Here is a 26,913-nt window from a genome sequence, read left to right as displayed (position 1 = left end):
AAACCTTCGACGTTCATGGTGCCAACATCTATACGGGATTATCCCGAATGGCATCTTGGGCGCCAAAATTATGCTTTATGGTATTTAGAAATTAATGATCAAAAAGTAGTTGATTATTTAGATGCCTTGCGCGCGCATTTTTCAGAATTCTTATTAGAACCCAATAGCCGTCAATATCATATCACGCTGTTTATATGTGGATTTTTAACACACGAAACTGAACTCTATAGTGATGACTTTAGTTTGAGTGAATTTGAGCAGCAAAGAGAAATCTTAAGAAAAGAGAATTTTTCCTCATTTCAATTAAAAATTGGTTCAATTGATAGTTTTACTAGTGCTTTATTTGTAGAAATCCAAGACACCGAAAATATTTTATCTCAAATACGTCAAAAGTTAGGTTTAGTTTCTAATGAAATTGCCGCTTTAGAGTATTGCCCACACATTACATTGGGATTATATGAAAATGCCTATAGTAGTGATTTGATTTTACATAAAATTTCTGAATTACCTGTACAATACAAACACGCTGAATTTGATCTTAAGTTCGAGCATCTAACGTTTGGTTATTATCAAGCTCAAACTTTACAAGGTAAGTTATATCCATCTCAGCATTTGTTTTTAGGTGATTCATGTTGCAACTGATTTTAGGTGGAGCCCGTTCTGGTAAAAGTCGACTGGCTGAACAAACGGCAATAAATAAGCAATTAGCTGTGACTTATGTTGCTACGGCGCAAGCGCTTGACCCAGAAATGCACAGTCGAATTGAACATCATCAAAATCAGCGTCCTGCTCACTGGTCTTTGGTTGAAGAACCATTATATTTAGCAAATGCTCTGCAAAAAATTGATAGACCTAATCAAATTATTCTGGTGGATTGTTTAACGCTTTGGCTAACCAATTTGTTACTTTTAGATGATCAAAGTGTTCAACAACTTGAGTGTGAGCAGCTGTTAAAAGTTTTACCTACGCTTGAGTCAGAAGTTATTTTAGTAAGTAATGAAACGGGTTTAGGCGTTGTGCCACTCGGTGAGATAAGTCGACGATTTGTCGATGAAGCAGGCAGACTACATCAAGCTCTAGGGCAAATTGCAGATAAGGTTGTGTTTTGTGTGGCGGGTTTTCCAATGATTTTAAAAGGTGAGAAATAAAATGAACTGGTGGTTAGAGTCTGTACAGCAACCAAATTTGGACGCAAAACAACAAGCAGAGCAACATCAACTCCAACTCACAAAACCTACTGGTGCCTTAGGTGATTTAGAACTGATAGCAGTTAAACTTGCCAGTTTACAGTCAAATGCACATCCACAAGTTAGCCATCCCTGGATTACGATTTTTGCGGGCGATCATGGCGTGGTTGAAGAAAATATCTCTGCATACCCTCAAGCTGTAACTCGTCAAATGCTGCAAAACTTCACGACTGGCGGGGCAGCAATTAGTGTAATTGCCAAATATCATCAAGCTCATTTGCAAGTGATTGATTGCGGTACCGTAGGTGAAGCATACCAATACTCAGGCGTTGAACGTCATTGTATTCGAGCTGGTACAGCAAATTTTGCTAAACAAGCTGCAATGAATACTGAAGAATGTCGTGCTGCTCTAGAGTTAGGTAAAAATAGTGTAGACACGGCTAAAGCCGACGGCGCGGATATTTATATTGCCGGTGAAATGGGAATTGGAAATACCTGTTCTGCTTCTGCCTTAGCATGTCTTTTATTAAATGATACTGCTGAGCAATTAACTGGAGTAGGGACAGGAATTGGTGCCGATCAGTTAAGACATAAAATTGAAGTAATTGAACAAGCAATTGAGCTTCATCATAAACATGTTGCTGGTGATGCGTTTAAAACATTGTGTGCAGTTGGTGGATTGGAAATTGCTGCAATTGTAGGTGCTTATATTCGATGTGCACAGATTGGTTTACCTATCATTGTGGATGGCTTTATTAGTTCGGTCGCAGCTTTGTGCGCGGTACGAATGAACCCTAAAGTACGTGATTGGATGTTATTTGGCCATCAATCGGCAGAATATGGCCACCATCGTATTTTACAAGAACTCAATGCTGAGCCGATTTTAAAAATGAATTTGCGGTTAGGTGAAGGGAGTGGTGCAGGTACTGCTTTGTCATTAGTTAAAATGGCATGTGTATTACACAATCAAATGGCTACTTTTGCTCAAGCTGCCGTAAGCGGGGATAAAATTGGGTAAATTCAGAATCGATTTACTCAGACATGGCGAGAGTCAATATAGCCATACTTTACGTGGCCATTTGGATGATGAGTTAACGGAAAAAGGTTGGCAGGAAATGCAGTCAACCATTGAGCAAGTTGCAAATCAGTCATGGGATGTCATTATAAGTTCATCATTAAAACGTTGTGCTTGTTTTGCTGAGCAACTTGCAAAGACAACTCAGCTACCTTTACTTTTAAACCATGACTTAAAAGAAATGTATTTTGGTGAGTGGGAAGGCGTCTCAACTCAGCAAATTTATGAAACTTCACCAGAATTACTGGCAAATTTTTGGCAAAAACCGAGTCAGTATTGCCCACCTCGTGCAGAAACATTAATGCAGTTTCAAACAAGGGTTCTTAAAGGCTTTCAAGAACTACTCATAGAAATGCAAAACCAAAACTGGCAACATGGATTGGTTGTTACCCACGGTGGTGTAATTAAGCTATTGGCTTGTTTAGCCAAGCAACAATCTTTAGATGATTTACTGAAAATGCCGGCAGAGCTTGGGAAATTATATTCATTCGAATTTTCTGAAACAGATGGTCAATTAACTTTCATGTTGAGATAGCAAATTTATATTTTTATACATATGTAAGTTATTATTTTTATAAAAATATTTGAGTATTTGTAATAGAGCTGTCATTGCCAAAAATTAAGCTATTGGCATTTCTTATTAATCACTCATCTGACTTATGAATATTTTATTTAAAACGACTGTGCTTGCAGCCTCATTATTACTTGTGGCTTGTAACAATAATGATGATCAAACAACTGCCCTAACAAACTCATCAAAATATTATCAAACAAAAACACCTTATCAACCACAACAAGAAATAAAAAATTATGAAACAGCACCCAATGGGTTCCAGCCAGTTTTTACAGAATTAGTGGCACGTCACGGTTCAAGAGGTCTCTCAAGTCTGAAATATGATTTGGCACTTTATAATTTATGGAAACAGGCAAAAGCAGAAAATGCCTTAACACCATTAGGTGAACAATTGGGTGCTGATTTAGAAGCAATGATGAAAGCCAATATCTTATTAGGCTATGGCGTGGAAGGAATTCGCCAGTACGGTTATGGAAATGAAACCATGACTGGTATTTTAGAACACCGCGGCATTGCAGATCGTTTATTACAACGCTTACCAAGTCTTTTAAATTCGCAAGCATCTATATTGGTACAAAGTTCTGGGGTAGATCGTGCAGTTGATAGTGCTAAATTCTTCACTGCTGAACTCATTCAACAACAACCGCAACTTAAAGATAAAATTGTGCCAACGTCTTATACTAGTTTATCGAGTGAAAGCGTTCCAAATGTTGAAGATGGTGGTGTTGATCGTTTTAAACTCTATTTTCATAGTTTGAATGCAGATGAAGACTTGACTCAACCACTTAGTGCTAGTCAACAAAAAATTTATAATGCTAGTCAGACCTATCAAGATTTTGAAGAAAATAATAAAGATTTAGCCCAAAAGTTAGATGAGTTATCAAAAAATACAGCAGCTGAAAAAACTGCCCAAACTGTACTTAATCCGATTTTTAAAGCAGACTTTATGAAAAAACTGGGTACAACAGGTTATAGCTTTAGCAATACCGGATCCTTTACTATAACTTCACCAAAAGGTGAGCAAATTACAGAAAAAGGTAAGGGTAAAAATACAATTGCCAGTGCAGTTGATGCTGCAGCTTATATTTATGAGCTCTATTCAATTTCTGGTGGCATGAAAGATGAGTTAAAAGGTATCGATTTTGATAAATATATGCCGTTAGATGCTGCGAAATTCTACGCTGAATTTAATGATGCAAACGATTTTTACGAAAAAGGTCCAAGTTTTACAGAGTCAAATCAAGTCACGAGTGAAATTGCTCAAGGACTTAAACAGGACCTATTCCAACAAGTTGACGCCGTGGTGAATAAAGCTCAGCCTTACAAAGCAGTTTTACGGTTTGCCCATGCTGAAATTATTATTCCTTTAGCAACCAGCCTAGATTTACATAATATGATGCAGCCTTTACCACTACGTCAGACCTATAATTACTCAACTAGCGCATGGCGTGGTGAAGTAGTTTCACCTATGGCGGCAAATGTTCAATGGGATATTTACCAAAATAGCCAAGGCAATACTTTGGTAAAAATGCTTTATAACGAAAAAGAAACTTTGTTCAAATCTGCATGTAACTATGCACGTTATACACCAACTAGTTTTTACTACGACTACATCAAATTGAAACAGTGCTATCAAATGCAATAGATTTTTAGTTTTTGAAGTCTTTAATGGGAATAGGGATTGCTATTCCCATTTTTATTTCTTCATAATCCAATTTGCTTTTAAATATAGATCAGTTAGAGACTTGGATATGACACCTTTTTGGATTGCATTGCAATTTTTAACTGTTCTGCCTATTGAGCTAAAGACAATGCCTACGGCGCAACAAAATGGTCGAGCTATTTTGTTTTATCCACTGGTCGGGCTGATTATTGGCGGCATTCTTTTTCTTATCTCGTGTCTTTTAGTTAAATTACCCGTTATTTTGCTTACTGCTATCATAATGACTTTATGGATTTGGCTGACAGGGGGATTACATCTAGACGGGCTAGCAGATACGGCAGATGCATGGGTAGGTGGTTTTGGAGACAAACTACGCACTTTGCAAATTATGAAGGATCCAAGTTGTGGTCCAATTGGAGTGCTAAGTTTAGTTATTATTTGTTTGCTCAAGTTTGTACTGATTTATGTGTTGATTGAACAGCATCAAACGTTATTTTTAGTCTTTGTTCCCGTACTTGGCCGTGTTGTGCCGTCTATTTTGTTTTTAACTACACCATATGTCCGTGAAAAAGGTTTAGGTCGTTCGTTGACTGATCATTTACCTAAAACAGCCTCATGGATAATAACTGCGATAGTTTTGTTATTGGCTTTATATTGGGAATGGCAAGGGCTCATCGCCATTATTGGCTTTTTGATCAGCCTGGTTTATTTAAGACATCTGTTTATTAAAAGAATTGGCGGTATTACAGGTGATACAGTAGGGGCAGCAATTGAGCTTAGCGAAACCGTGCTGCTTTTTTCTTTTGTGGTGAGTTATTTTTATTTAGTTTGATGTTGAATTCCGACAAAGAAAAATAAAAAAGCCCTCAAAAATGAGGGCTTAATTGATCTTCTTAAAAAGATGTATTAACGATTTGGTAAAACGTCTTTTAAAGCTTCATGCATTTCAAGTAATGTTTTTTCAGTCGTTTCCCAGTCAATACAGCCATCAGTCACTGATTTACCATATTCGAGATCACAAAGATTCTCAGGAATATCTTGGCGGCCGCCTTTTAAGTGACTTTCAACCATAAGACCAACAATTGACTTATTACCATCTAAAATTTGTTCAGTAATATTTTTAAGAACAAGTGGTTGTAAGTATGGGTCTTTATTTGAGTTTGCGTGGCTCGCATCAATCATGATTTTAGTGCTAACTTTTGCTTTCGCTAAAGCATTTTCAGCTTCTTCAACAGAGCCAGCATCGTAGTTCGGCTTACCATTACCACCACGTAATACTACGTGTGCGTAAGGGTTACCACTCGTATTAATAATCGAAACTTGTCCGTCTTCATTAAGACCTAAGAAGCTATGACCATATTTAACAGACTGCATCGCATTGGTTGCAACAGTTAAACCGCCATCTGTACCATTTTTAAAACCTACTGGTGATGATAGACCAGAAGACATTTCGCGGTGAGTTTGGCTTTCAGTTGTACGTGCACCAATTGCAGACCACGAAATTAAGTCTTGGTAATACTGCGGAGAGTTCGGGTCAAGTGCTTCAGTTGCACATGGTAAACCTTTTTCATTTAATTCAAGCAAAAGCTTACGACCAATACGTAAACCTTTTTCAATATTAAAAGAGTCATTCATGTCAGGATCATTAATGAGACCTTTCCAACCAATTGTTGTACGTGGTTTTTCAAAATAAACACGCATAACTAAATATAGTGAATCTTTAACCTTTTCACTTAATGCTTTTAAACGATCGGCATATTCGTGAGCAGCTTTTGGATCATGAATAGAGCAAGGACCAATAACGACAAACAAACGCTTATCTGAACCATCTAAAATATTACGAATGGTATCGCGACCTTTTAGAACAGTTTGTGAAGCAACATCAGATAAAGGAAGTTCTGATTTAAGCTCGGCTGGTGTTACAAGAGTTTGAATGCTTTTAATATTAACGTCGTCGATATCTGGCTTTGAAACGGAATTTGAATGTGTAGTCATTGCTGTCACTGGTTCGATCATACTAAAGGTTGTTTTGTGTACTGAATATACCATGAAATAATTATGAAAATCCTACATCTCATGGTATTTCAGTTTGGAAAAATCTTATTGATTTTGCTATCTTTCAGTTGAGTTGCTTGTTTTTTCGGCAACTACAGCTTGTTGTTGTACCACAGGTGCTTTCGGTTTTGCTTTGACTGGGTGAACCATAAAGTTAACACCGAGGGCAAATAAGGTAATCCCTAAAATTTTTCGGATTAAACGTTCTGGCATACGAGAACTAATGAGCGTACCAACAATAATTGCAGGAATTGAACCCACCAATAACCACATAAGAAGCGTAAAGTCGACGTTACCAGCACTCATATGTCCAAGGCCAGCCACTAAAGTGAGTAATACGGCATGTACAACATCTGAACCAATAATTCGAATCATTGGCAAGTTCGGGAACATGATCACGAGTGCCATAATCCCAAATGCACCAGCACCGACTGATGAAAGCGTTACGAATACACCTAAGATGATACCCATCACCACGATAAAGCTACGTTTCTTATGGATAGCTAAATGCTCAGTCTCAGTTTGAGTGACTTCTTTACTTCTAAAACGACTAAAGAACTTCTCAATACGAGAGCGGAAAATGATAGATACACCAGTTAAAGTCAGCATAAAACCTAATACCATGGTGAGTACAGCTTTATAGTGTGTTGACTGACTTAAATAATGCTCAAGTATCCATGTGGTACCGAAAGATGCAGGAATACTGCCTACTGCTAACCATAAAACAATTGGCCAGACAATATTGAGCTTTCTAGCGTGAACCATTGATCCACAAAATTTTGAAATTGCGGCATAAAGTAAATCGGTACCAATTGCGATATGAGGTTCAATTCTAAAAAGGCCAATTAAAATTGGTGTCATTAATGATCCACCACCAACTCCTGTAATCCCTACACAGAAACCAACTAACATACCTGCTAAGATAAATTCAAAAGCACCAGACATCTTTATCGCCACTTATCACGAAACGCACATATCTTATTCCTTTTAGAGATAAACAGTTGTCATGAATAATGATTTGCTTATGCAAAAAAAAGCTAAGCAATCAAAATATTGCTTAGCTTGTTCTATTTTTCATCATTTTTTAAAGAAAAAGATTATTTTGAAGACTTTAGAGGATTAACTAAAAGTATAAGAATAAAAGTTAATGGCGTTGCAAAGATCCACCAACTGACAAAACCAATTGAAAATTTATAGTGTTGAATAAGAATAAATGCACATAAACCAAATAGCATGAATGCAGCTATTTTAATGTGTCGGTAATATTTTTGAGCTAACGATTTGAAATGACCTGTTGATTTCGGCGATCGATATTTTTCGCTCGCCATAAATAGTAAATACATACCTAATAAAATTAAGATGAAAGCTATAAGAATCATGAGCTCACCTCAGTATCTAGTTTATTCAGCTTTTTTTGAATCTTTGCGACAGCTTTATGCTGGATAGGTTGAATTTTGCAGAATATAAAAATTGCTAAAGCTGCAAAGATCCACAAAAATACATCTACACGTGCAAAGGTCCAATAATCTCTGAGGCTTTGAACATACTCATGTTTAAGTAAATAACTTAGATTTAAGATGGGAAGTGCAATACAAAGCATAATAAAAACGCAAAGTTGAGTTCGCCACAAATGCTGCTTTTTAGTGAATAAAGCAATGATCAAGCTGATTAACCAAACTAAGAAAAAACTATAAATTTCATAATTGATGGTGGTTGATGTGACTGTAAACAATCGATTCGCGCTTAAATAGGCGACAGTTGCACAAGGTAATCCAACAAACGCTGCAACATTTAATCGGTCAACTAAGTAATGCCCGAAATGAAACTTACAATTCTTATTTTGAATTTGTCGTTTAAGACTCCACAGTAACAAACCAGAGGCAATCATTACACAGCCTAAAATGCCTGAGAAAAAGAATCCTAAACGAAGTAAAGGTTGAGCAAATGTTGCCATGTGCAGGCCATAAACACCCGCATTCAATGTCGCAATAGGGCTATTATTACGTGTGTCTTCTAAGACTTTGCCGGTTGAAGCATTTAATGTAATTTGAGCTTGATTACGAGTAATAGAGCGGTCTTCTTGCTGAATAAATGTAATTTGCGCCTGATTGGTATTCGGATTTTTTACACTAATCGTTGATAAAGGTTGATTACCCCAACTTTGTTGAACTTGATTCAATAGCTTATCAATAGCTAAGTTTTGAGCAGGCTGAATTGATTGATTCTCAAGTACAGTCTTTGTGCGGATTTCCGTAAAATATTGATAAGGGTTTTCAGGGTAAATCTTTTGCATTCCCCAAGGTAGATATAAATAAAAGAAAATAGCTAAGCCCGTAAATGTAATGGTTAAAAAGAAGGGCAGTGCAACGACTGAAGAAATATTGTGAAAGTCTAGCCATGAACGCTGAGACTTAAATGTGCGTAAAGTAAAAAAGTCGGTAAATATTTTTTTATGGGTAATAATGCCTGAAACCAAAGCAATCAGCATAATAAATGCGGCAAGACATACGACTAATCGCCCAACTATGATTGGAATGCCAAAAAGTTGGTAATGGAAGCGGTAAAAAAAATCTCCGCCTAGAGTTGCCGAAAGTTGAAGTTCTTTTCCCGTGTTAGCATCAAGTGTGGTATTGCCATAACCGCCGTCAGCTTTTTCCCAATACATAGTGTTGACGGGGCTTTCTGGTGTAGCAACTGTTAAATACCAAGATTTGGCATCTGGAGCGTTTTCTTGTAAATAATGATATGCTGTTTTAATAGCAATATCTTGCTTTACATCATATTGTGCAAGTGCAGGCTGCATCCATAAATTAATTTCGTGGCGGTAATAAGATAGGCTACCCATTAAGAAAATAGCAAATACGAGCCATCCAAATATTAAGCCAGTCCATGAGTGTAGCCATGCCATAGATTGACGTATACCTTTATGCATAACCCACCACACGTGTCACAAAAAAGAAAAGGGCGCACAAAACAATTGATAGCCCAGTGAGTTTCAAAAGTGATTGAACGCAGAAACCAACAATCACAAAGATGACGTAAAATAGAATTGCTATAAATGCTGCGAGATATATAGCTTCAGCTTTGTCGAGGGTCAAAAGGAAAATTCCAATGAGTCCAAGACTTAAATACGCCATACAGGCAAAGCCCATACCGAAAACTAGCAAGAATCGATAGAAAACTTTTATACGATATGACACTGGGAGATTTACAGTTTTGGACATCTTTACTGACACATACACAAAGAATAATAAGTAAAGCCAATCCCTAAATTGGGATTGGCTACGATATTAATATTTAAACTTTACAGCAACTGTATAGTTGGCAGAAGGACCATAAAAAGCTTGGCCATCTGGAAAACTATTTAAATATTTCTTGTCAAAAATATTATTACCATTTGCTTGAAGTGTAATATGATCGTTGACTTCATAGCTGGCCATTAAATTAACTAAAGCATATGCATCTTGTTTAATCGTACTGTTAACATTTGAATCATATAACTTTATCCCATCTTGCCATTGTAACCCTGCACCAACTTTTAGCTTCGGTAAAACTGGTGGCGTGTAGGTGGTTAGCACGTTAAGTGTCTGGTTTGGATTATAAGTTCTTGCTTCGCCGCCATTCTTAATATCTTTAATACTAAATTGAGCATAGCCGAAAGAAAGATTCACATTATTTGTGATTTGACCTGATAAGCCGACTTCTACACCTTGTGACTCTAAATCACTGGTTGGTACTTTTCGATTAAGTGGATTTCCATCAGAGCTGCGTAGAGGGTAATTATTTTGTTCAGTTTTAAATACTGAAAGTGTTCCTGTTAAACGGTCATCTAACCATGAACTTTTTACGCCCATTTCATAGCTTTTACCATCAATAGGTTTTAAAGCTTGATTGGTATCTTTATCAATACCAGTTTGAGGACGGAAAATTGAGGTGTAACTCATATAACCTGTATATTCAGGTGTAAAGTTATAAGTTAGTCCAACATAGGGTGAGACTTTACTTTCACTATATGACATTGGGGAACCATAACTTTCACCTTTACTTTCAGCTTGGACATAGTTTGCACCAAGTAAAAGTTTTAAATCTTCATTAAGATGTAAGCGTGTCGCAGCATAGATGGAATTAATATTCTGCTTATAGTTTGCAGCTTCTGTGAAATCTGACCAAGTTATAGATTGAGGTGTCCAACTTGACCAATCCGTAGTGGTTGATTTTATGACGTTACTATCGTTAATCGTTCCTGTAGATTGTTTATCTTGCTGATGACTACGTACATAGCTATAGCCTAAAGATGCTTCATGTTCTCGATTGAAAAGTTTATATGTTCCTTCGAGATTTAAATCGACAGCATGTTTTTCTTGGTGCTCTTGACCACCCCAAGGGGTTAGAGAAACACCTGATCCATCAGCTTTTGGATAACCATAATAATAAAGAAGACGACTATTATGTTTGGTATCAAGATAGTTATAGGTCAGCTTAGCGGTCCACTGATCATTAATTTTTTGCTTTAATTCAACAAAAGCATTTTGTGTTTCATTATCCCAGTGTGCCCAGTCGGGGTTTGGATTATATGAGCGGTCATATGAAATTTGTTTACCATTGGCATCTAACAAAGGCAGAGCACCCCAGTTGTTTGCATTGGGTTTATTTTGTTCTTGGCTATAACCAGCGGTCAGTAAAGTACTATCTGTCAAATCAGCTTCAATAATACCTGCGAAACCATTTCTCTCTGACGAATATCGATTAAGGTAAGAATCACCAGTTTGCTCATAGCCCATAATACGGCCACGTACTTTTCCACTCTGTATGATTGCGCCAGAGACATCAGCTTCATAACGCTGAGTATCCCAAGAACCATAACTTACACCGCCACTTGCTTGGAATTCTTGAGTCGGGCGTTTTCTAATATTGTTGATTGTTGCGCTCGGGTCACCGAAGGCGTTAGTTAAAGAATCAGCACCTTTAACGACTTCTACACGATCATAGAAATAAGTATCAGGATTCGTATTGTTATAGTTATAACCTGAGAGGGGAAAACCCACGCCGTCAGTTAATATATTTGAAATCTCAAAACCGCGAGCCATATAAGTAGTTCGCTCAGTTTCTTGATTAGATACGGTTACACCGGGAGTATTTTTTAAAACATCTCGTGTACTGGTAAGTCCGAAATCTTCAATTTGCTGACGAGTAACGACATTAATAGTTTGAGGGGTTTCTTTAGCCTCAATATTAAGCTTGGTTGCGCTACTCGAGTTCTTAACATTATATGCTTTGGTTTGTTCAGAAGACTGCTCAGCATTTGATGCTTTAACTTGGATCGTCTGTAAAGATTGTACCTCTGAGTCTTGAGCATAAGAGAGGTTCGCATAACAAATCGCGCAGGCGATTACGGTAAGCTTAAATGGTCGAGGTGGGATATTCATAAGATTAAAGATAATGTAAATAATTCTCATTTATTTTATTGTTTGTAAATGTAAGCTACAATTCAAATTGCATTGTTAATTTAGATTAAAAGATGGTGAATGAATGTAATTTTAGATAGTTTGTGCTGTGACTGCTTTTGGTAAGTACATATCGATCAAGTTCAAGATTGATAAACCTCTATGCTAGAATGCATTATTTCAAATTCTTGGGTAAATCGCCTTGGCAAACCGAAAACTTAAAATAGGCATTGTAGTTGGGGAAGTTTCTGGAGATACGCTTGGTGTGAAACTTATGCGTAGTTTTCGAGAACAAGGAATCGATGCCGAATTTGAGGGAATCGGTGGTCCTCAAATGATTGCTGAAGGTTTTAACAGTTATTACCCAATGGAAACTCTGTCTGTGATGGGGATTGTTGAGGTATTAAAAGACTTAAAAAAATTATTCGCTGTACGTGATGGTTTAATCAATCAATGGACTCAAAATCCAGTTGATATTTTTATTGGTATTGATGCACCAGACTTTAACCTTAGACTTTCGAAAAGTATTAAAGAAAAGAATCTTCCAATAAAAACAGTTCAATATGTCAGTCCTTCAGTTTGGGCGTGGCGTCAAGGACGTGTTCATGGCATTAAGCAGAGCATAGATTTAGTACTTTGCTTATTTCCTTTTGAAAAAGTTTTTTATGAACGATATGAAGTTCCAGCAGCATTTGTAGGCCATCCATTAGCTAAACAATTGCCACTTGAAAATCCAATCCAAATTGCCAAACAGCAATTAGGTCTTAATGAAAATCAAAAACATATTGCGTTATTACCAGGCAGCCGAAAAGGTGAGGTAGAACGACTTTTGCCTATGTTGCTTGGAACTGCCAATATTCTGCATAAGAAATATCCAAACATTCAATTTTTAATTCCCGCAATTAACGATGCGCGTAAACAGCAGATTGAGCAGGGTGTTGAACAATTAGCGCCTAATTTGAAAACTGTAATTCATATTTTAGAAAATACAGATAGTGAGTCTAAAGTTGGCCGTATGGTCATGAATGCAAGTGATATCATTGCCTTAGCTTCTGGGACTGCAACATTAGAAGCCATGCTCATGCATAGACCGATGGTCACTTTCTATAAATTGCATTGGTTGACCTATATAATTGCTAAGCTTTTGGTGAAAATTCCTTATTATTCTTTGCCTAATATTATTGCGGGTAAGAAAGTCATTGAAGAGCTGATTCAGGCTGATGCAACACCAGAACATTTAGCTACTGAAATAGAAAAACTAATGAATGTTGAGACAGCTCAAATTCAAGTGATGCAACATTTAACCATGCATAAACAGCTTATTTCTGGAAATACAGAAGATCCGGTACAAGCCATTTTGCAATGTTTGAATCGCTAATTTTTAAGATTTGATTGGCTAATTGCTTTTAATCCTGCTAATGAAAATTTTTTAAAATGTTCAACTAAATCATGTAATGGCATCTGGGCAATATTTTTAAGCGGCTCAGGTGCTTGAGCATTAGGTCCGGCAATAATGAGCATCATGCAAGGTGTCATCACGCTTAAAATACAAGGCAAAACAGCTGGATCATTTTCATCTAAACCAGCAACTTGACTAATGAGCCTACGAATAAGAAAAAATTTCCTCATACCTGCAAGTTCAATAAAATTTAATAAATGCTCAGAAGGTGAAAAGAGTTCACGAATAAAGACTTTGCCATGCCAAACATCTTTTTCGGTTAATTTATGCAGCAAGGTCTCAAGTAATAAGCTTAGCTTTTCTTCTGGTGACTGAGTGCTTTCAACAAGTTCTAGTAAATATTTTTCATCTAGATAGTGAGCGTGAGCTTCCACTAACACAGCTTGATACAGCCCTTCTCGACCATCAAAGTGATAATTAATTGCAGCCAAATCAACATTCGCAGCGTTAGCAATTGTTTTGTTCGCTGTCTTTGCAAAACCATATTGGGCAATTAAAGGTCCTGCTGCCTCAATAATTTTGGACTTGGTTAAGTCACCATCACTTCGTCTAGATCTGGACATATTTAACCCTAACTTTGATTCACCATAAAAGTATATCTTTTATTCAAAGATTGGAGTAATTTAAATTTAAATTGAATTTAAACTAATAAAATTTGAATTTAATAAGAAGGCCAATAAGATGAATAAAAAACTGATTGTCGTCGTCTTGGTTGTTATAGCTGTGGTTATCATCGGCTTTTGGGCATGGAAATATAATAATAAAAATCAAAAAGATAATGTATTAACATTATATGGAAATGTTGATATTCGCCAAGTTTCACTTGCATTTGAACAGTCTGGTCGTATAGAGAAACTGTTAGTACAAGAGGGTGATAAAGTTAAAGCAGGGCAAGTACTAGCGACTCTGAATACCAATGCACTACACATTCAGGCAAAGCAAGCTCAAGCACAACTTAAAGCTCAACAAGAGGCAATTGTTAAACAAGATGTGGGTGCTCGCCCAGAAGAAATCACTCAAGCAAAAGCACAACTTGCATCTGCCCAAGCTGAGCTTGATAAAACCAATAAAAACCTGCAACGCTTACAAATTTTGGTAAGTAGTACTGATGGTCGGGCAATTAGCCAACAGGAGCTCGACTATGCCAAAAGTAATAAAGATAGTGCCGAGGCAGCAGTCCGTGAAAGACAAGCTAATTTAGAATTGATCATTAAAGGTGCTAGACAAGAAGATCGTGAAGCGACCAAAGCACAGTATGAAGTAACCAAAGCTAATTTAGATTTAATTAACTATAACCTTACTCAAGCTGAACTAAAGTCTCCTGTAAATGCAGTGGTAAGAGCTCGGTTACAAGAAGTTGGGGATATGACAACTGCGCAAAAGGCCGTTTATACATTGGCTTTGACCGATCCCAAATGGATTCGTGTGTATGTAAATGAACAAGATTTAAGTTCTATCAAGATGGGTGGCACGGCCCAAGTTATTCGTGATTCTGATTCTAATCAGCCCATTAATGGAAAAATTGGTTATATATCTTCAGTGGCAGAGTTCACCCCTAAAACAGTACAGACCGAAGAGATTAGGACAACACTGGTTTATGAGGTTCGAGTGTATGTAAATGATCCGAGTGATCAATTGAACATGGGCCAACCTGTGTCTGTAAAAGTGCCACTTGCTTCAGGTGAAAAAGCTCATGACTGATGGAACAGTAGTGGTTCAAGCTCAAAATTTGTTCATGACTTTTAAGGCTGAGAGTAAAAAGACAGCAGAAATTACGGCAATTGTTGATTTGAATATGCAAATTAACAACGGAGAACTTACCGCTTTGGTAGGTCCGGATGGCTCGGGAAAAACAACTTTATTAAGATTAATTGCAGGATTATATAAAGCGACTTCTGGTTCATTAAATGTACTTGGAATTGAAGTAAGTAAAAATCCGCAAGCTGTACAAGACCGTATTAGCTATATGCCACAACGTTTTGGACTATATGAAGACTTAAGCGTACAAGAGAATTTAGATTTATATGCCGACTTACATGGCGTTTCAAAGGATGTACGGGGGCAAAGGTTTAAACGCTTATTGGAAATAACGGATCTTACTCAATTCACTCAACGCCTAGCTGGGCAACTTTCTGGTGGGATGAAACAAAAACTAGGGCTGGCATGTACTTTAGTTCGTTCCCCAGAGTTACTGTTACTTGACGAGCCTAGTGTTGGAGTGGACCCTTTATCAAGGCGGGATTTATGGATCATTATTGAACAGCTTGTTCAAGAAGAAAACTTAAGCGTAATTATAAGTACTGCTTATATGGATGAAGCAGAAAAATGTGCTCACGTGTATATCATGCACGAAGGCAAAATTTTAAAACAAGGTTCACCTGAACAATTAAAAGAAATAGTAAGTGGACAAACGTGGAATATAAAACCTTCAGAGCTGATTAAGGCTCGGACCTTACAAGCCCAGTTACTTGATAACCATGTAGAGATTATTGATGCTGTTCCAAAGGGTGAACAAGTAAACTTTATTAGTCGTCAAAAAGAGCTATCAGCCGATATTTTACCTGAAGGGCTAAAAGCCAATGTGCGACCAGCAGAACTTGAAGATGCGTTTATGTTGTTGTTACAGCAGACTCAAAAGCAACCAAAACATATACCTATTTCTGAGCAAGCTTTTCAATTAGAACAAAACAATAATTCCAAGTCAGAGCAACCTATCATTGTAGTTAAAGATTTAGTCCGAACTTTTGGAGATTTTACTGCTGTTGCCAATACATCATTTACTGTACAACGTGGCGAAATATTTGGATTACTTGGGCCCAATGGCGCGGGTAAAACGACAACATTTCGAATGTTATGTGGATTACTACCGGCAAGTAGCGGGTATTTGGAAGTTGCTGGTAAAAATTTACGGACAGCTCGTGCTGAGGCAAGAGCCAAAGTGGGGTATGTCTCTCAAAAATTTGCACTGTATAGCAATTTAACTGTCTTAGAAAACTTGAAGTTTTTTGGTGGAGCATATGGGCTATCTGGCAAAAAACTAAATCAACAAATTGATAAAGCCTTACAGCAATACGATTTAAAGCCTCATAGTAAAAGTGGTGATTTACCGGGTGGATATAAACAACGGCTATCAATGGCTGCTGCACTATTACATGAACCAGAAATTTTATTTTTAGACGAACCCACGAGCGGAATTGACCCGCTTGCACGGCGTTCATTTTGGTACAGCATTGGTGAACTGGCAAATCAGGGCATTACCATCATTATTACCACGCACTTTATGGAAGAAGCAGAGTATTGCGACCGCATTGCCATACAAGATGTTGGAAAGTTATTAGCCTTAGGCTCTCCCCAACAAGTCCGTAAATTGGCAAGTAAAGATAAACATATTGCTGACATGAATGAGGCTTTTATAGCAATTGTGGAACAAGCACGCGCGTTAAGGCACGCTGGTTAGGAGGTCTACAATGAGCTTTGGATTTTGGAATCGGCTGACAGCATTAGTTCGTAAAGAAACTAAGCAGCTCATTCGTGATAAAAGCAGCCTCGGGATTGGACTCGTTTTGCCTGTTATTTTAATTCTACTGTTTGGTTATGGACTTTCCTTTGACTTAAATCAGGCCCGAGTCGGTGTTGTTGTCGATCAGTCTTCACCGCAGATCAATCAGGCTTTAGCTGGTTTAAATGGCTCACGATATTTAGCCAGTCAAGAGTTTCATAATTTGCCTGAAGCAGAGCAGGCCATTAGAGATGGCGAAATTGATGCCATTTTGCATTTTCATTCAGATTTTGCCAGTCAGGTACAGCAAGGTAATGCCAAGGTTCAACTATTATTAAATGGTACATCCACTACCATAGCAACAGCTCTAGAGGGATATGTTGCAGGTGCTTTAGCTACCGCGCCGTCTATACAGTTTGACCGTAGCCCAATATTAGCAACGTCAAGTGCCGTTAATATTGAACAACGAATATGGTTTAACGAATCTGGTAACAGTACTTGGTTTTTAGTCCCTGGCTTAATGGTACTCATTTTAACTTTAATTGGCGCATTTTTATCTGGTTTACTTATTGCCCGTGAAAGGGAACGGGGAACTCTAGAAGCTTTATTTGTCACACCTGTACGGCCATTTGAAATTGTATTAGCAAAACTCATTCCTTATGTGGTGATCGGCATGATTGATATCGTGATCTGTATTGTTGCTGCATATTTTATTTTTGAAGTACCTATGCGCGGTTCATTATTTTCAATTTTATCGGCTTCATTTCTCTATTTAGTTGTTTCTTTATTACTTGGTTTAACTATATCTGGCTTTGCTCAAAGTCAGTTTCAGGCAAGTCAAATTGCTTTATTGGCAAGTTTTATGCCCGCACTTATGCTTTCAGGATTTGTTTTTGATACCCGTAATTTACCTTTGGTTGTGCAAATTATTAGTCAGTTACTACCGGCTACACATTTTATGATTTTAATTAAAACCTTATTTATGGGAGGTGATGATTGGAAGTTATGGTTTAAAGAGTGCGGTTTTCTGTTGGGATATATCGTTGTTTTGATATGTGCTGTGAACTTTTCACTGAAAAAACGGTTGAGATAAAGTTATGTGGCAGCAACTAATCTCTTGGCTAAAACATTTAAGTTTTTTGGTCAAAAAAGAATTCTTAACCATTTTTAGTGACCCTGCAAATAGAGTCATTTTATTTGTACCAGCCCTCATGCAAGCACTTTTATTTGGTTATGCTGCTACTTATGATGTTAACCATGTCGATTATGCAATTTTAGACCAGAGCAATGGGCAGGTCTCACATGAACTCATCTCAAAATTAGATGGTTCTGGTATTTTTAAGCGTGTTGCAACACTTGAATATACCGATCAAATCAAACAAGTTATTGATAATCGTCAGGCACTGGTTGTAATTACGATACCGTCTGACTTTGAGAGTAAATTAAATAATAACCAAAGTTCATCTATACAAGTGATTGTTGATGGCAGGAACTCATCAACTGCTGTTGTAGCTGGTTCATATCTAAATAAAATTGTTGGTCAGTTTAATCAGCAAAAATTTAACTCAGCTCTGCCGATTAGCCTTGAAACAAGAACATGGTATAACCCAAATCAAGAGTCTCGATGGAGCCTAATGCCCTCATTAATTGCAGCCTTAAGTATGATGCAAACATTACTTTTATCAGCTTTATCAGTCGCGCGTGAACGTGAGCAAGGTACATTTGATCAGTTATTAGTGACACCGTATACACCATTACAAATTATGATTGGTAAAGCCTTACCGCCAATTTTTGTAGGGCTGATGCAATCAACCATTATTTTATTGATTATTTTGTTCTGGTTTAAAATTCCCATGAATGGCTCTATAGGGCTGCTTTATTTTGGTTTATTGAGTTTTAATGTGGCTGTAGTTGGTGTGGGCTTATCAATTTCGGCATTATCTTTAAATATGCAACAAGCTATGTTATTTACGTTTTTAATCATTATGCCTTTAATGTTGCTTTCAGGTTTATTAACTCCTGTAGAAAACATGCCAGAAGCACTACAAATAGCAACGTACGCAAATCCTTTAAGGTTTGGAATTAACTTGGTACAACGAGTTTATTTGGAAGGTGCAAGCTTTGCACAAGTTAAATTCAACTTTATTCCAATGATCATACTTGGACTGGTCACTTTACCTTTGGCAGCTTGGTTATTTAGAAACAGATTATCTTAATTAAAAAGCCCCATTTTAGGGGCTTTAAAACTCACTTAAGCACGTACAATCAGCTCGTAACCTGTATATTTACGGATATTGATAACACCGATATCAAAAATTAAATATTGACCTTTAATACCTTGTAATACACCGCGAATTTTTGGTGTTTTATCTAAGTTTAAAGACTTAATTTTTTCAGGATATTGTTCAACTGGATAAACAAACTCACGTGGCAATTCATTTTCTAGTAGTTCAACCGTTTCGTTAAATTCAAGGTTTTGACTGAATTCCTCACGAATAGTTTGAATTTTCGGTGCAAACTCTTCGATTAACTGATCACGTTGTTCAGTCAGTTTTAGAGGTTCAGCTTCTCCTTTAAGGAGTTTACGCCAGTCAGTTTTGTCAGCAACTAAAGAACCAAACATAGTTTCAAGCTGACCAGATAAACGGCGGGATCCAACTTTTAAAATTGGTAAGGCTTGTGTTGCACCTTGATCTAACCAACGGCCTGGCATATGGCTAACACGAGTAATACCCACTTTTAAAGCACTCGAATTTGCCAAATATACAATATGAGGTTGGAAACAAACATTGTGGGCAAAGTCATCTTCACGACATGTACCTAAATGATAGTGGCATGTTTCAGGTTTCATAATGCATAGGTCACATTCTGCTTTAGTTTTAAAGCATTTAAAGCAGTGGCCTTGAGAATAAGATTTTGGTGTTTTAGTGCCACAAGAAGTGCAATAAATATTACCTGTCCATTCGATTTCTAGTTCTTGTCCTAAATTAAAAGGAAGATCAATTTCTGAACGGTCTAATACAAATTTGTATTCAACATTTGCCTTGGTTGTCTGTTGATCAGTTACACTAGCATCTTTTAGGCCTGCATGCATTTTATGGCAAATGCCTTGTAGTTCCATAAAGTTTAAACTCACATCTTTCAATTAAGGGTTGCAGTTATGGCTGAACAAAATGTCATCACTTCTATGCTAGACGATTTATCAAACGAACAGCCCATTCATACTGCACTTTGTATTGGCCAGAAAATTGACCAGAATAACGCAATTCAATGGCACTATTTTACCGTAACTGAGCTTTTAAGTCTGCCTTTTACTCAGCGTTATGACTTGGGTTTTGTATTGTTTGATACAGATGAAATGCAGAACATAACTGAACTACAAAAGTCACAATTATTAGTGAAGCTAAGAGATTTATTAGCAAAGCGAATTGTTGTAGTGAGTAAACGCAGTGATGAACAGTTATTACGTTCTTTAGGTTTCACGCAACTCATTGATAAAACTTCACATGATAGTGATTTTGCTTTATGGCAATTTAACATCTTGACTTATAAGCATGTTCCAGATTGGTTTAATTCAAAGTTCTGGGCAAACCCAGAGAACTGGAATAAATTCCGCTGGTAAAAGAGCACTAAATCTCTTTCAAAATTTAACAATTTGGCTTTTGCTGTCTTCACAAGAATCCGCGTATGCTCGTGTATAAACCATACATAAGAGTTACACATGACAAATTTAAGCAACATTGTAGAAGTTTTGGCTCAGCAGGCTTTAGGTGGGAACCAGCAAGCATCAGGTCAAGGTGGTTTAGGTGGAATTTTAGGTTCAGTACTCGGACAAATGGGGGGCAATACTTCTTCTGGCGCACAAGGTGGTCTTGGAGGAGTACTAGGTTCTGTATTAGGTCAAGTGACTGGAAATAATAATAACGCACCTCAAGCAGGTGGTGGCGTACAAAGTTTATTAATTGCAGTTGTACCTTTAATCTTAGGTTGGGTTCAACAACAAGGTGGTTTGCAGGCTGCTTTAGAAAAGCTAAAAGGTGCAGGTTTAGGTAATCAAGTTCAAAGCTGGGTTGATCCAAATCAAAGTAATAGCGAAGTTCCTACTCAACAATTGCAGAGTTTATTTAATCCAGCTGACATTGAGCAAGTTGCTGTGCAAGCTCAAGCTCCAAAAGAGCAAGTTTACAGTGCAATTGCTTCAGTCTTACCTCAAGTCATTGACTCATTAACACCTCAGGGTGAAAGTACCGATCATCAAGAAGCGAACCAAGACATTCAAAACGTTATGAATCTTGTAAGTGGTTTCTTAAAGTAAGCTACAAAGTAAAAAAAGCCGATATAAAAATATCGGCTTTTTAATCTGAACAATAAAATAAAAGGGCATTAGCCCTTTTATTTTAGATTTGAATCGAAGATAACTAATTAGAAGTTATATTCGATACCTGTACCTACAACAGTTTGCTTGTCATCATCATTCAACCAATCGCGTTTTTGTTGAGCAACAATGCCATAGAAACGAGCTTGCTTGTTGATTTGGTAGTCAAGACCTAAACCATACAAGTCGATTTTACGATCTGCTTGACCACTTACTTGTGTTTCAGCTGAAGCATATTCTGCTTTCACTTTAAGTTTAGTGTTAGGAATTTTATAAGCAGCTGTTACTGCATATGCTTGTTCCTCTAAACCACGGTAAGCTTTACCAGCTTTATCGATTGAACCATCTGATTTATATGATTGACCATATGCAGTCAATTCATCAGTAGGTTCAGCATGTTGCCATAAAGCACCTACCACAAAACCTGATTTTGCGATGTCATAAGAACCAGTTACACGGTAAGCATCTGTATAAACATCTTTCAAACCGTAAGCAGCATATTTACCTTTAATACCAAAGTCACCAGCGGCAGCTACTGCTAAACCAAGATCTTTGTTTTCATAACCAAGCGCAGTAGACACAGAGTCAAAGCTGTCATTCTTGCTGTCTTTACCAGTTTCACCTTGTTTGCTGTCAGAGGTGCTTTCACCAGTTTGAGCCATGATGTTGAAAGTTAAACCAGCTAATAATTTAGGGTCTAATTCAAAACCAACTACGTTATCTAAGCGGTTTTCACCGTACATGATATTGGTAATATCTAAACGTGTATCGTCATTAAAGATGTCTTGGTTACCACCAGCAGCAGTTTTAAAGTAAGAGTCGTATTTACCTACTTTTAAGGTACCAACACCTTCAGTTTTTAAACCGATGAAACGGTTACGAGCGCTAAGGTCACTATCAGAACCTGAACCATCAGTAGAAATTGCCCATTCAGCTAAATAAACAGCAGATAACTTGTCAGTTAATTTCTCTTCGCCTTTTACCCCAATGCGAGAAGAGTTTGAGTTAACTTCGGTAACATCACTTTTACCATCGAAATTTTTATTATCAACTTGGTTAATAGAAACATTTAGTTTGCCATACAAAGTTGGCGCTGCTTGCACCGCGTTTATGCTCAAAGTTGCAACTGCGGCAGCGAGTAGCAATTTCTTCATTGAGATTTCTCCAAAAGGTATTTAAAAATGGCGTATGCCTAGTTAACTATTTATTTTGTAGTTGACTTATGTACAAAAAGTTACAAAAGCTCACCAACTTGCTAAGCAGTATCGGCAAACTTTGTGACAGGGGCGTGAAAAATAAATGACAGTTTTATGACGATTAAAATTTAGAAATAAATTAATTATTTTAGGTTTTTATATTTTTTAGACGAAAAAAAGCGGAGTCAAAACTCCGCTTTAATATATTAAAAATCAAAGAGCTGCTTTAATTTTCTCAGCTAAAGCTTTAATTTTTTCTTGATCGCCTAACTCTACAGCATGTCTTCCTAGTTGATGCACATTTGTAGGAATAAGGTGAAAATGAACATGTGGAACAGTTTGTCCAGCCGCTGCTCCAGAAAGTTGCATCAAAACAATACCTTCTAAATTGAAGGCTTTTTCCATTGCTTTCGCAATTTTCTGAACAATTTGGATGGTATATGCGGCTGCTTCTGGGGGTAAATCAAGCAGCGTTACAGCTGGTGTTTTTGGAATAACTAATGTATGACCATCGGCTTGAGGCATAATATCCATAAAAGCTAGAACTTGATCATCTTCATAGATTTTTATCGCTGGAAGTTCTCCACGTAAAATTTTTGCGAAGATATTTTGATCATCATATGCCATGTATTAGTCCTTTAAAATTATTTACATTTCAATTCTTTCTGACGCTCTTTAATAGCATCAAGACGTTGTTGCTCTTTGTCAGAAAACTTTGGTTTTGTCGTATGACAGTTTTCATTACCATATTTTTCTTTAGCATCAGGATCTTTAAAACAAAAGCCTTTTGATGCATAAATCAAATTATAGTCGTCTTGCAATTTCTGACATTCTTGCTCAGGCGTTGCAGCTTGAACGCTTAAACCAGCCATGCTCACCACGCCAGTAAAGACTGCAACCATAAATTTATTCATGAGCGTTTCCTCAGTTAAAGGTATGAACCTGTACTCAATATAAGGTTTATTACCAATATTTCAATGATTATTAATTACTCAAATGTCATTTTGGGTGATAATTTGTTCATAAAACAAATAAAAACTTTAGATATCAATAATTTATAAAAATCAAATAAAAACATAAACTTAAGAGAAATTATATATATTTTTTTAGAATTTGATTCTTTTAAATTCACTTTTAACTTTTATTGGCGATATAAAAATATGCCTAAGATTAAGGTGATCAGATATAAAAAATTTTAGCAAAAGATGAGATCTTATAGCCTATTCCATTTGCTAAATAGACAAATGAAGTTTGAAATTAGGTCAATGAAAAAGGGGATTAGCAATGACATTATCAAAAACACAAAACGTGATAATTATCACAGTTTGTGTTTTTAGGATTAAGTGGAATTCACTGGGCCCATTTTAATTTAGACGGAAATGGGCTTTTTCTTTTAAGCTGTAAAATATTAATAGACCAAAAGTAATCTTATTTTACACTTCAATTGAAAGATGTATTGATTTTGCATGTTTTAACTTCTATTATATAGTCCTTAAATTGCTGCGTTTGATAGTTTTTTGTTTTTGTAGCCCATTTCTAAAATTGAGATGGGTTTTTTTTATTTAAGTTATTTCGAAATATATTAATTTAACCCCACTCTTGTGAGTGGTAATTAGCTATATGTTTAATTAGTGTGATGCATTAGGCATACAACTTTCACTTTTACTGTTGTGGTTACTTTTTAATCTAACTAACTTACATATAGCAATGTTATATTCATCATACTTCCTTAAAGGACCTGATTATTCATCGGAGACAAGATTAAAAGGAAATAGAGAATGCCACAATTTTTACTCATTGCTGAAAGCATTTATGAGAAATCTGAAGAAGAAAAGCTTTTCTCAGAGGATATTATTGAGCACTTGAATCGCTTAGTTAGTATGATTCGAAAAGAGATAAAAGATACTTCATATAAATTAAAATATAACTTTATTGATTTTGAAGAATGTTTAAATAAGCCAGCAAATGAATGTTCAGCTAAACTCGATATTAGTTTAATGCCAACATATAAAAATAAAAGTGAATATATTATGTGGTTGGCTAGTTTTATTGAAAAGATTACTTTGGGAGGAAGAGAAAAGTTCCCACCACTTGCTAATACTTTGCTTCCTAGCTGTATGCTTGCCAATCCTTATTCAGCAAAAATGGAACAGGCTAAGGTTGTATCCGAAAAAAGTGCACAAATGATTGTAAATTATTTTAGATCCTCCGATTATAAAAAGGTTAATAAAGTACCTACGTAGTATAAAAATAATAATCTTTCAGATACTTAATGTTTTTATATAGAAAAATTTTCGTAATGAATGACATGAGTTTGCATGTTTGAGATTTCCTGCTATTCATTATTGAGCCTATTAAAACTAAGTTTAATAGGCAGCCTTCTAAAAGATTAAATTTACTCTAATGTAATCTTTGTCCACGCTTCATACATTTTAACTGCCGCAGAGAAGTCACTGTTGTCTTCAGCAGTTAAATGAGCAGCTTGGATTAAACTTTGTGTTAATGACAAAAGTGGGGCAGGAAGCTTTGCTTGCTTGACTAAATCCAAAGCAATTCCTGTGTCTTTGGCAAGAAGAGGTAAGCCAAAGGTTACTGGAAATTCACGACTCAATACACGCTGTGGGAAGATAGTTTCTGTTACCAGACTTTTACCACTTGAAGCGTTAATACATTCTAAAGCTTCGTTCAAACTTACCCCATGCGCTTTTAAAGCACTGAAACCTTCTGCAACAGACCAAAGGTTGACCGCAAGTAGCATATTATTAACTGCTTTTACTGCAAATCCAGCGCCAGACTCACCGACATGTTTAATTAATTTTCCTACCGCTTGTAGAGCTGGTAATGCGTGTTCGAAAGCTGCTACATCACCACCCACCATTACAGTCAAAGTTGCGTTTTCAGCTCCTACGGTTTGACCGCTTACTGGAGCATCCAGAAAATCAACATTTAATTGCTTTAATGAGCTGGCTAAGGCGCGGGCAGAGTCAGGAACCCCGCTGGTACAGTCTATCCAGATTGCTCCAGATTTAATTTCTACACTACTAATAAGCGTTTCTACATCAGTACTTGTCGGTAAGCATGAAAAGATAATATCTGCTTGTACAGCTTGCTCTAATGAGACAGCCTGAGTGCCATAGTCTGCTGCATGTTGTTTGGCTTTTTCAAAATTTCGATTCCATACATAGACAGTATCGAAGTGTTTTGGTAAATGCGCTGCCATACGGTAGCCCATTGCACCCAAACCAATAAATGCAACAGATTGACTCATGACCTTATCCTTAAATTTGTGTTGAACGTTCGGCGAGCCATGCAGCCAGTTTCGGCCAAAACTCCAGAGCACTTGCTTGACTCGACATTAGGCCTAAATGACCACCGGGGATGAGAGTAAACGTGACATCCTGACTGCTTGTCAATTGACTTAATGGCGAAGCAGCGTCAGCAGTGACTAACTGATCACTACGACCCGCGCCAACTAAGAGGGAACAATCTATATTTTTTAATTCGATTTTCTTATCTTTTAACTGAATAAAGCCGCGTTTTAGCGGATTTTGTAGCCAGACATTAAACAACATGTCCTGATTAATGCCACCCGGATAGTCAATCATATTGTTTAAAAAGTTACTTAGGGTGGCATGCTCTTGTACAAATTGAAGGTCATCAAGATTCTTTAGCAATTGCACATGTCCATCTAACCAACCTTTAGGATCAAGAATTTTGAAACCTAATGAATTTAAAATTCCGGGACTGTGGATCAGGCGTTTTGGCAATCCAGAGTAAATACGTTCCTGTATTTTCTTATTGCGACTAATCAAATGATTTATGGTTTGATAGAGCTTACCAATATGGCCAGATGCATAACTATCTATTGGACTACCAAGAACAATTAAATTTTTAATGTAGTTGGGTTGGTTTAGAGCAGCATATAAAGTCACGAATATGCCTGCCATGCTCCAACCATGGAGCGAGATTTGCTCACTTCCTGAATGTGCGCGAACGAGTTCTATTGCTTTAGGAATGAAATCTTCAATAAATGATAAAAAGTTAAGGTGTCTATCTTTAAACTTTAAGCGTCCCCAATCGACCAAATAGACATCAAAACCTGCATTTTGAAAGTATTTAATAAGAGAACGATAAGGATATAAATCATAAATCGCCATATTAATTGCGAGTGGCGCAACAAAAACTAATGGTTCTTTAAATTTTTTTTGTGTTGCTGAGTAATAACGAATACGGGTTTGATTGAATTCGCCAATCACCTCAAAGGGGGTGCTTTGAGATAGTACTAATGTTTTTGAATGAAATAGTCGGGCAGAAAGGTGCTTGATTTGGCTTTGTTCTGAGACAAGGGACTTTAAGCGTTTCATCTTGCTTTACCAACTATTTACT

28 protein-coding genes are annotated in these 26,913 nt (G+C 36.8%); 15 read left to right on the top strand and 13 right to left on the bottom strand.

All coding sequences use genetic code 11. The features are described 5' to 3' along the window. The first annotated feature begins 15 nt into the window (after positions 1 to 15). The 6 genes from AOLE_RS10550 (at position 16) to AOLE_RS10525 (ending at position 5,331) form a co-directional block, all read left to right on the top strand. Positions 16 to 642 carry a 2'-5' RNA ligase family protein gene (locus AOLE_RS10550; RefSeq protein WP_013198039.1) on the top strand — a complete coding sequence of 209 codons (627 nt, stop codon included), beginning with the start codon at positions 16 to 18 and terminating at the stop codon, positions 640 to 642. After that, positions 630 to 1,148: a bifunctional adenosylcobinamide kinase/adenosylcobinamide-phosphate guanylyltransferase gene (cobU, locus tag AOLE_RS10545; protein WP_013198038.1), complete on the top strand. Its 519-nt coding sequence runs from the start codon at positions 630 to 632 to the stop codon at positions 1,146 to 1,148. The genes AOLE_RS10550 and cobU overlap by 13 nt, the downstream gene beginning before the upstream one ends. Before the next feature lies 1 nt (position 1,149). Beyond that, a complete protein-coding gene (cobT, locus tag AOLE_RS10540; RefSeq protein ID WP_013198037.1) occupies positions 1,150 to 2,205 on the top strand; it encodes a nicotinate-nucleotide--dimethylbenzimidazole phosphoribosyltransferase in 1,056 nt (351 codons plus the stop codon). Then, positions 2,198 to 2,797, top strand: a complete 600-nt coding sequence (locus AOLE_RS10535) for a histidine phosphatase family protein (RefSeq protein ID WP_013198036.1) — start codon at positions 2,198 to 2,200, stop codon at positions 2,795 to 2,797. The genes cobT and AOLE_RS10535 overlap by 8 nt, the downstream gene beginning before the upstream one ends. Before the next feature lie 124 nt (positions 2,798 to 2,921). Further along, positions 2,922 to 4,481: a histidine-type phosphatase gene (locus AOLE_RS10530; RefSeq protein ID WP_013198035.1), complete on the top strand. Its 1,560-nt coding sequence runs from the start codon at positions 2,922 to 2,924 to the stop codon at positions 4,479 to 4,481. 106 nt (positions 4,482 to 4,587) lie between these two features. After that, a complete protein-coding gene (locus AOLE_RS10525) occupies positions 4,588 to 5,331 on the top strand; it encodes an adenosylcobinamide-GDP ribazoletransferase (RefSeq protein ID WP_013198034.1) in 744 nt (247 codons plus the stop codon). 74 nt (positions 5,332 to 5,405) lie between these two features. Here AOLE_RS10525 and AOLE_RS10520 read toward each other — a convergent pair whose 3' ends face one another. After that, complete coding sequence (locus AOLE_RS10520) at positions 5,406 to 6,515, bottom strand: 3-deoxy-7-phosphoheptulonate synthase (protein WP_013198033.1); 1,110 nt, start codon at positions 6,513 to 6,515, stop codon at positions 5,406 to 5,408. Between the two features lie 96 nt (positions 6,516 to 6,611). Then, positions 6,612 to 7,499, bottom strand: coding sequence for a sulfite exporter TauE/SafE family protein (locus AOLE_RS10515; protein WP_013198032.1), 888 nt, complete (start codon positions 7,497 to 7,499; stop codon positions 6,612 to 6,614). A gap of 61 nt (positions 7,500 to 7,560) precedes the next feature. Here AOLE_RS10515 and AOLE_RS19880 point away from each other — a divergent pair, with 61 nt between their 5' ends. Then, positions 7,561 to 7,677, top strand: a complete 117-nt coding sequence (locus AOLE_RS19880; protein ID WP_081399155.1) for a hypothetical protein — start codon at positions 7,561 to 7,563, stop codon at positions 7,675 to 7,677. Here the strand turns inward: AOLE_RS19880 and AOLE_RS10510 are convergent. The 4 genes from AOLE_RS10510 to AOLE_RS10495 form a co-directional block, all read right to left on the bottom strand. Further along, a complete protein-coding gene (locus AOLE_RS10510) occupies positions 7,652 to 7,933 on the bottom strand; it encodes a hypothetical protein (protein WP_013198031.1) in 282 nt (93 codons plus the stop codon). The genes AOLE_RS19880 and AOLE_RS10510 overlap by 26 nt on opposite strands. After that, positions 7,930 to 9,486: a PepSY-associated TM helix domain-containing protein gene (locus AOLE_RS10505; protein WP_013198030.1), complete on the bottom strand. Its 1,557-nt coding sequence runs from the start codon at positions 9,484 to 9,486 to the stop codon at positions 7,930 to 7,932. The genes AOLE_RS10510 and AOLE_RS10505 overlap by 4 nt, the downstream gene beginning before the upstream one ends. Beyond that, on the bottom strand, positions 9,479 to 9,778 hold the full coding sequence (locus AOLE_RS10500; RefSeq protein ID WP_035331580.1) for a hypothetical protein: 300 nt from the start codon (positions 9,776 to 9,778) through the stop codon (positions 9,479 to 9,481). The genes AOLE_RS10505 and AOLE_RS10500 overlap by 8 nt, the downstream gene beginning before the upstream one ends. A 66-nt stretch (positions 9,779 to 9,844) precedes the next feature. Further along, positions 9,845 to 11,980 carry a TonB-dependent siderophore receptor gene (locus AOLE_RS10495; protein WP_023274247.1) on the bottom strand — a complete coding sequence of 712 codons (2,136 nt, stop codon included), beginning with the start codon at positions 11,978 to 11,980 and terminating at the stop codon, positions 9,845 to 9,847. Between the two features lie 220 nt (positions 11,981 to 12,200). Here AOLE_RS10495 and lpxB point away from each other — a divergent pair, with 220 nt between their 5' ends. Next, complete coding sequence (gene lpxB / locus AOLE_RS10490; RefSeq protein WP_013198027.1) at positions 12,201 to 13,376, top strand: lipid-A-disaccharide synthase; 1,176 nt, start codon at positions 12,201 to 12,203, stop codon at positions 13,374 to 13,376. Here lpxB and AOLE_RS10485 read toward each other — a convergent pair. Further along, entirely contained in the window at positions 13,373 to 14,020 is a 648-nt protein-coding gene (locus AOLE_RS10485; protein ID WP_013198026.1) for a CerR family C-terminal domain-containing protein, read from the bottom strand. The genes lpxB and AOLE_RS10485 overlap by 4 nt on opposite strands. A gap of 118 nt (positions 14,021 to 14,138) precedes the next feature. Here AOLE_RS10485 and AOLE_RS10480 point away from each other — a divergent pair, with 118 nt between their 5' ends. The 4 genes from AOLE_RS10480 to AOLE_RS10465 are packed head-to-tail and all read left to right on the top strand — an operon-like array spanning position 14,139 to position 19,172. Continuing rightward, entirely contained in the window at positions 14,139 to 15,158 is a 1,020-nt protein-coding gene (locus AOLE_RS10480) for an HlyD family efflux transporter periplasmic adaptor subunit (protein WP_013198025.1), read from the top strand. Beyond that, positions 15,151 to 16,914, top strand: coding sequence for an ATP-binding cassette domain-containing protein (locus AOLE_RS10475; protein WP_013198024.1), 1,764 nt, complete (start codon positions 15,151 to 15,153; stop codon positions 16,912 to 16,914). The genes AOLE_RS10480 and AOLE_RS10475 overlap by 8 nt, the downstream gene beginning before the upstream one ends. 10 nt (positions 16,915 to 16,924) lie before the next feature. Then, the gene (locus AOLE_RS10470; RefSeq protein WP_013198023.1) at positions 16,925 to 18,049 is read left to right on the top strand and encodes an ABC transporter permease; all 1,125 of its coding nucleotides are present in this window, start codon (positions 16,925 to 16,927) and stop codon (positions 18,047 to 18,049) included. Between the two features lie 4 nt (positions 18,050 to 18,053). Continuing rightward, positions 18,054 to 19,172 (top strand): ABC transporter permease, encoded by a 1,119-nt coding sequence (locus tag AOLE_RS10465; protein ID WP_013198022.1) that lies wholly within the window; start codon positions 18,054 to 18,056, stop codon positions 19,170 to 19,172. A gap of 35 nt (positions 19,173 to 19,207) precedes the next feature. Here the strand turns inward: AOLE_RS10465 and AOLE_RS10460 are convergent, their stop codons facing one another. Continuing rightward, positions 19,208 to 20,077, bottom strand: a complete 870-nt coding sequence (locus AOLE_RS10460) for a DUF2797 domain-containing protein (protein WP_013198021.1) — start codon at positions 20,075 to 20,077, stop codon at positions 19,208 to 19,210. A gap of 39 nt (positions 20,078 to 20,116) precedes the next feature. Between AOLE_RS10460 and AOLE_RS10455 the strand changes: the two genes are divergently transcribed. Then, positions 20,117 to 20,578, top strand: a complete 462-nt coding sequence (locus AOLE_RS10455; RefSeq protein ID WP_005304907.1) for a DUF6231 family protein — start codon at positions 20,117 to 20,119, stop codon at positions 20,576 to 20,578. Positions 20,579 to 20,677: 99 nt separating this feature from the next. Further along, on the top strand, positions 20,678 to 21,271 hold the full coding sequence (locus tag AOLE_RS10450) for a YidB family protein (protein ID WP_013198020.1): 594 nt from the start codon (positions 20,678 to 20,680) through the stop codon (positions 21,269 to 21,271). A 107-nt stretch (positions 21,272 to 21,378) separates the two neighbouring features. Here the strand turns inward: AOLE_RS10450 and AOLE_RS10445 are convergent, their stop codons facing one another. From AOLE_RS10445 to AOLE_RS10435, 3 genes are all read right to left on the bottom strand, one after another. Then, positions 21,379 to 22,485, bottom strand: a complete 1,107-nt coding sequence (locus AOLE_RS10445) for a porin (RefSeq protein WP_013198019.1) — start codon at positions 22,483 to 22,485, stop codon at positions 21,379 to 21,381. Positions 22,486 to 22,740: 255 nt separating this feature from the next. Continuing rightward, positions 22,741 to 23,154: an HIT family protein gene (locus AOLE_RS10440; protein ID WP_013198018.1), complete on the bottom strand. Its 414-nt coding sequence runs from the start codon at positions 23,152 to 23,154 to the stop codon at positions 22,741 to 22,743. A 17-nt stretch (positions 23,155 to 23,171) separates the two neighbouring features. Next, positions 23,172 to 23,441, bottom strand: coding sequence for a YARHG domain-containing protein (locus AOLE_RS10435; protein WP_013198017.1), 270 nt, complete (start codon positions 23,439 to 23,441; stop codon positions 23,172 to 23,174). 864 nt (positions 23,442 to 24,305) lie between these two features. Between AOLE_RS10435 and AOLE_RS10430 the strand changes: the two genes are divergently transcribed. After that, complete coding sequence (locus tag AOLE_RS10430) at positions 24,306 to 24,770, top strand: hypothetical protein (RefSeq protein ID WP_013198016.1); 465 nt, start codon at positions 24,306 to 24,308, stop codon at positions 24,768 to 24,770. Between the two features lie 152 nt (positions 24,771 to 24,922). Here AOLE_RS10430 and AOLE_RS10425 read toward each other — a convergent pair whose 3' ends face one another. Both AOLE_RS10425 and AOLE_RS10420 read right to left on the bottom strand, forming a co-directional pair. Beyond that, on the bottom strand, positions 24,923 to 25,795 hold the full coding sequence (locus AOLE_RS10425) for an NAD(P)-dependent oxidoreductase (RefSeq protein ID WP_013198015.1): 873 nt from the start codon (positions 25,793 to 25,795) through the stop codon (positions 24,923 to 24,925). A gap of 10 nt (positions 25,796 to 25,805) precedes the next feature. Next, positions 25,806 to 26,891, bottom strand: a complete 1,086-nt coding sequence (locus AOLE_RS10420) for an alpha/beta fold hydrolase (protein ID WP_013198014.1) — start codon at positions 26,889 to 26,891, stop codon at positions 25,806 to 25,808. Positions 26,892 to 26,913: the final 22 nt, after the last annotated feature.

It is taken from the genome of Acinetobacter oleivorans DR1 (assembly GCF_000196795.1).
Classification (GTDB): Bacteria; Pseudomonadota; Gammaproteobacteria; order Pseudomonadales; family Moraxellaceae; genus Acinetobacter; species Acinetobacter oleivorans.
The sequence above is the reverse complement of the archived record's forward strand: the minus strand, read 5'-3'. Positions and strand labels throughout refer to the sequence as shown.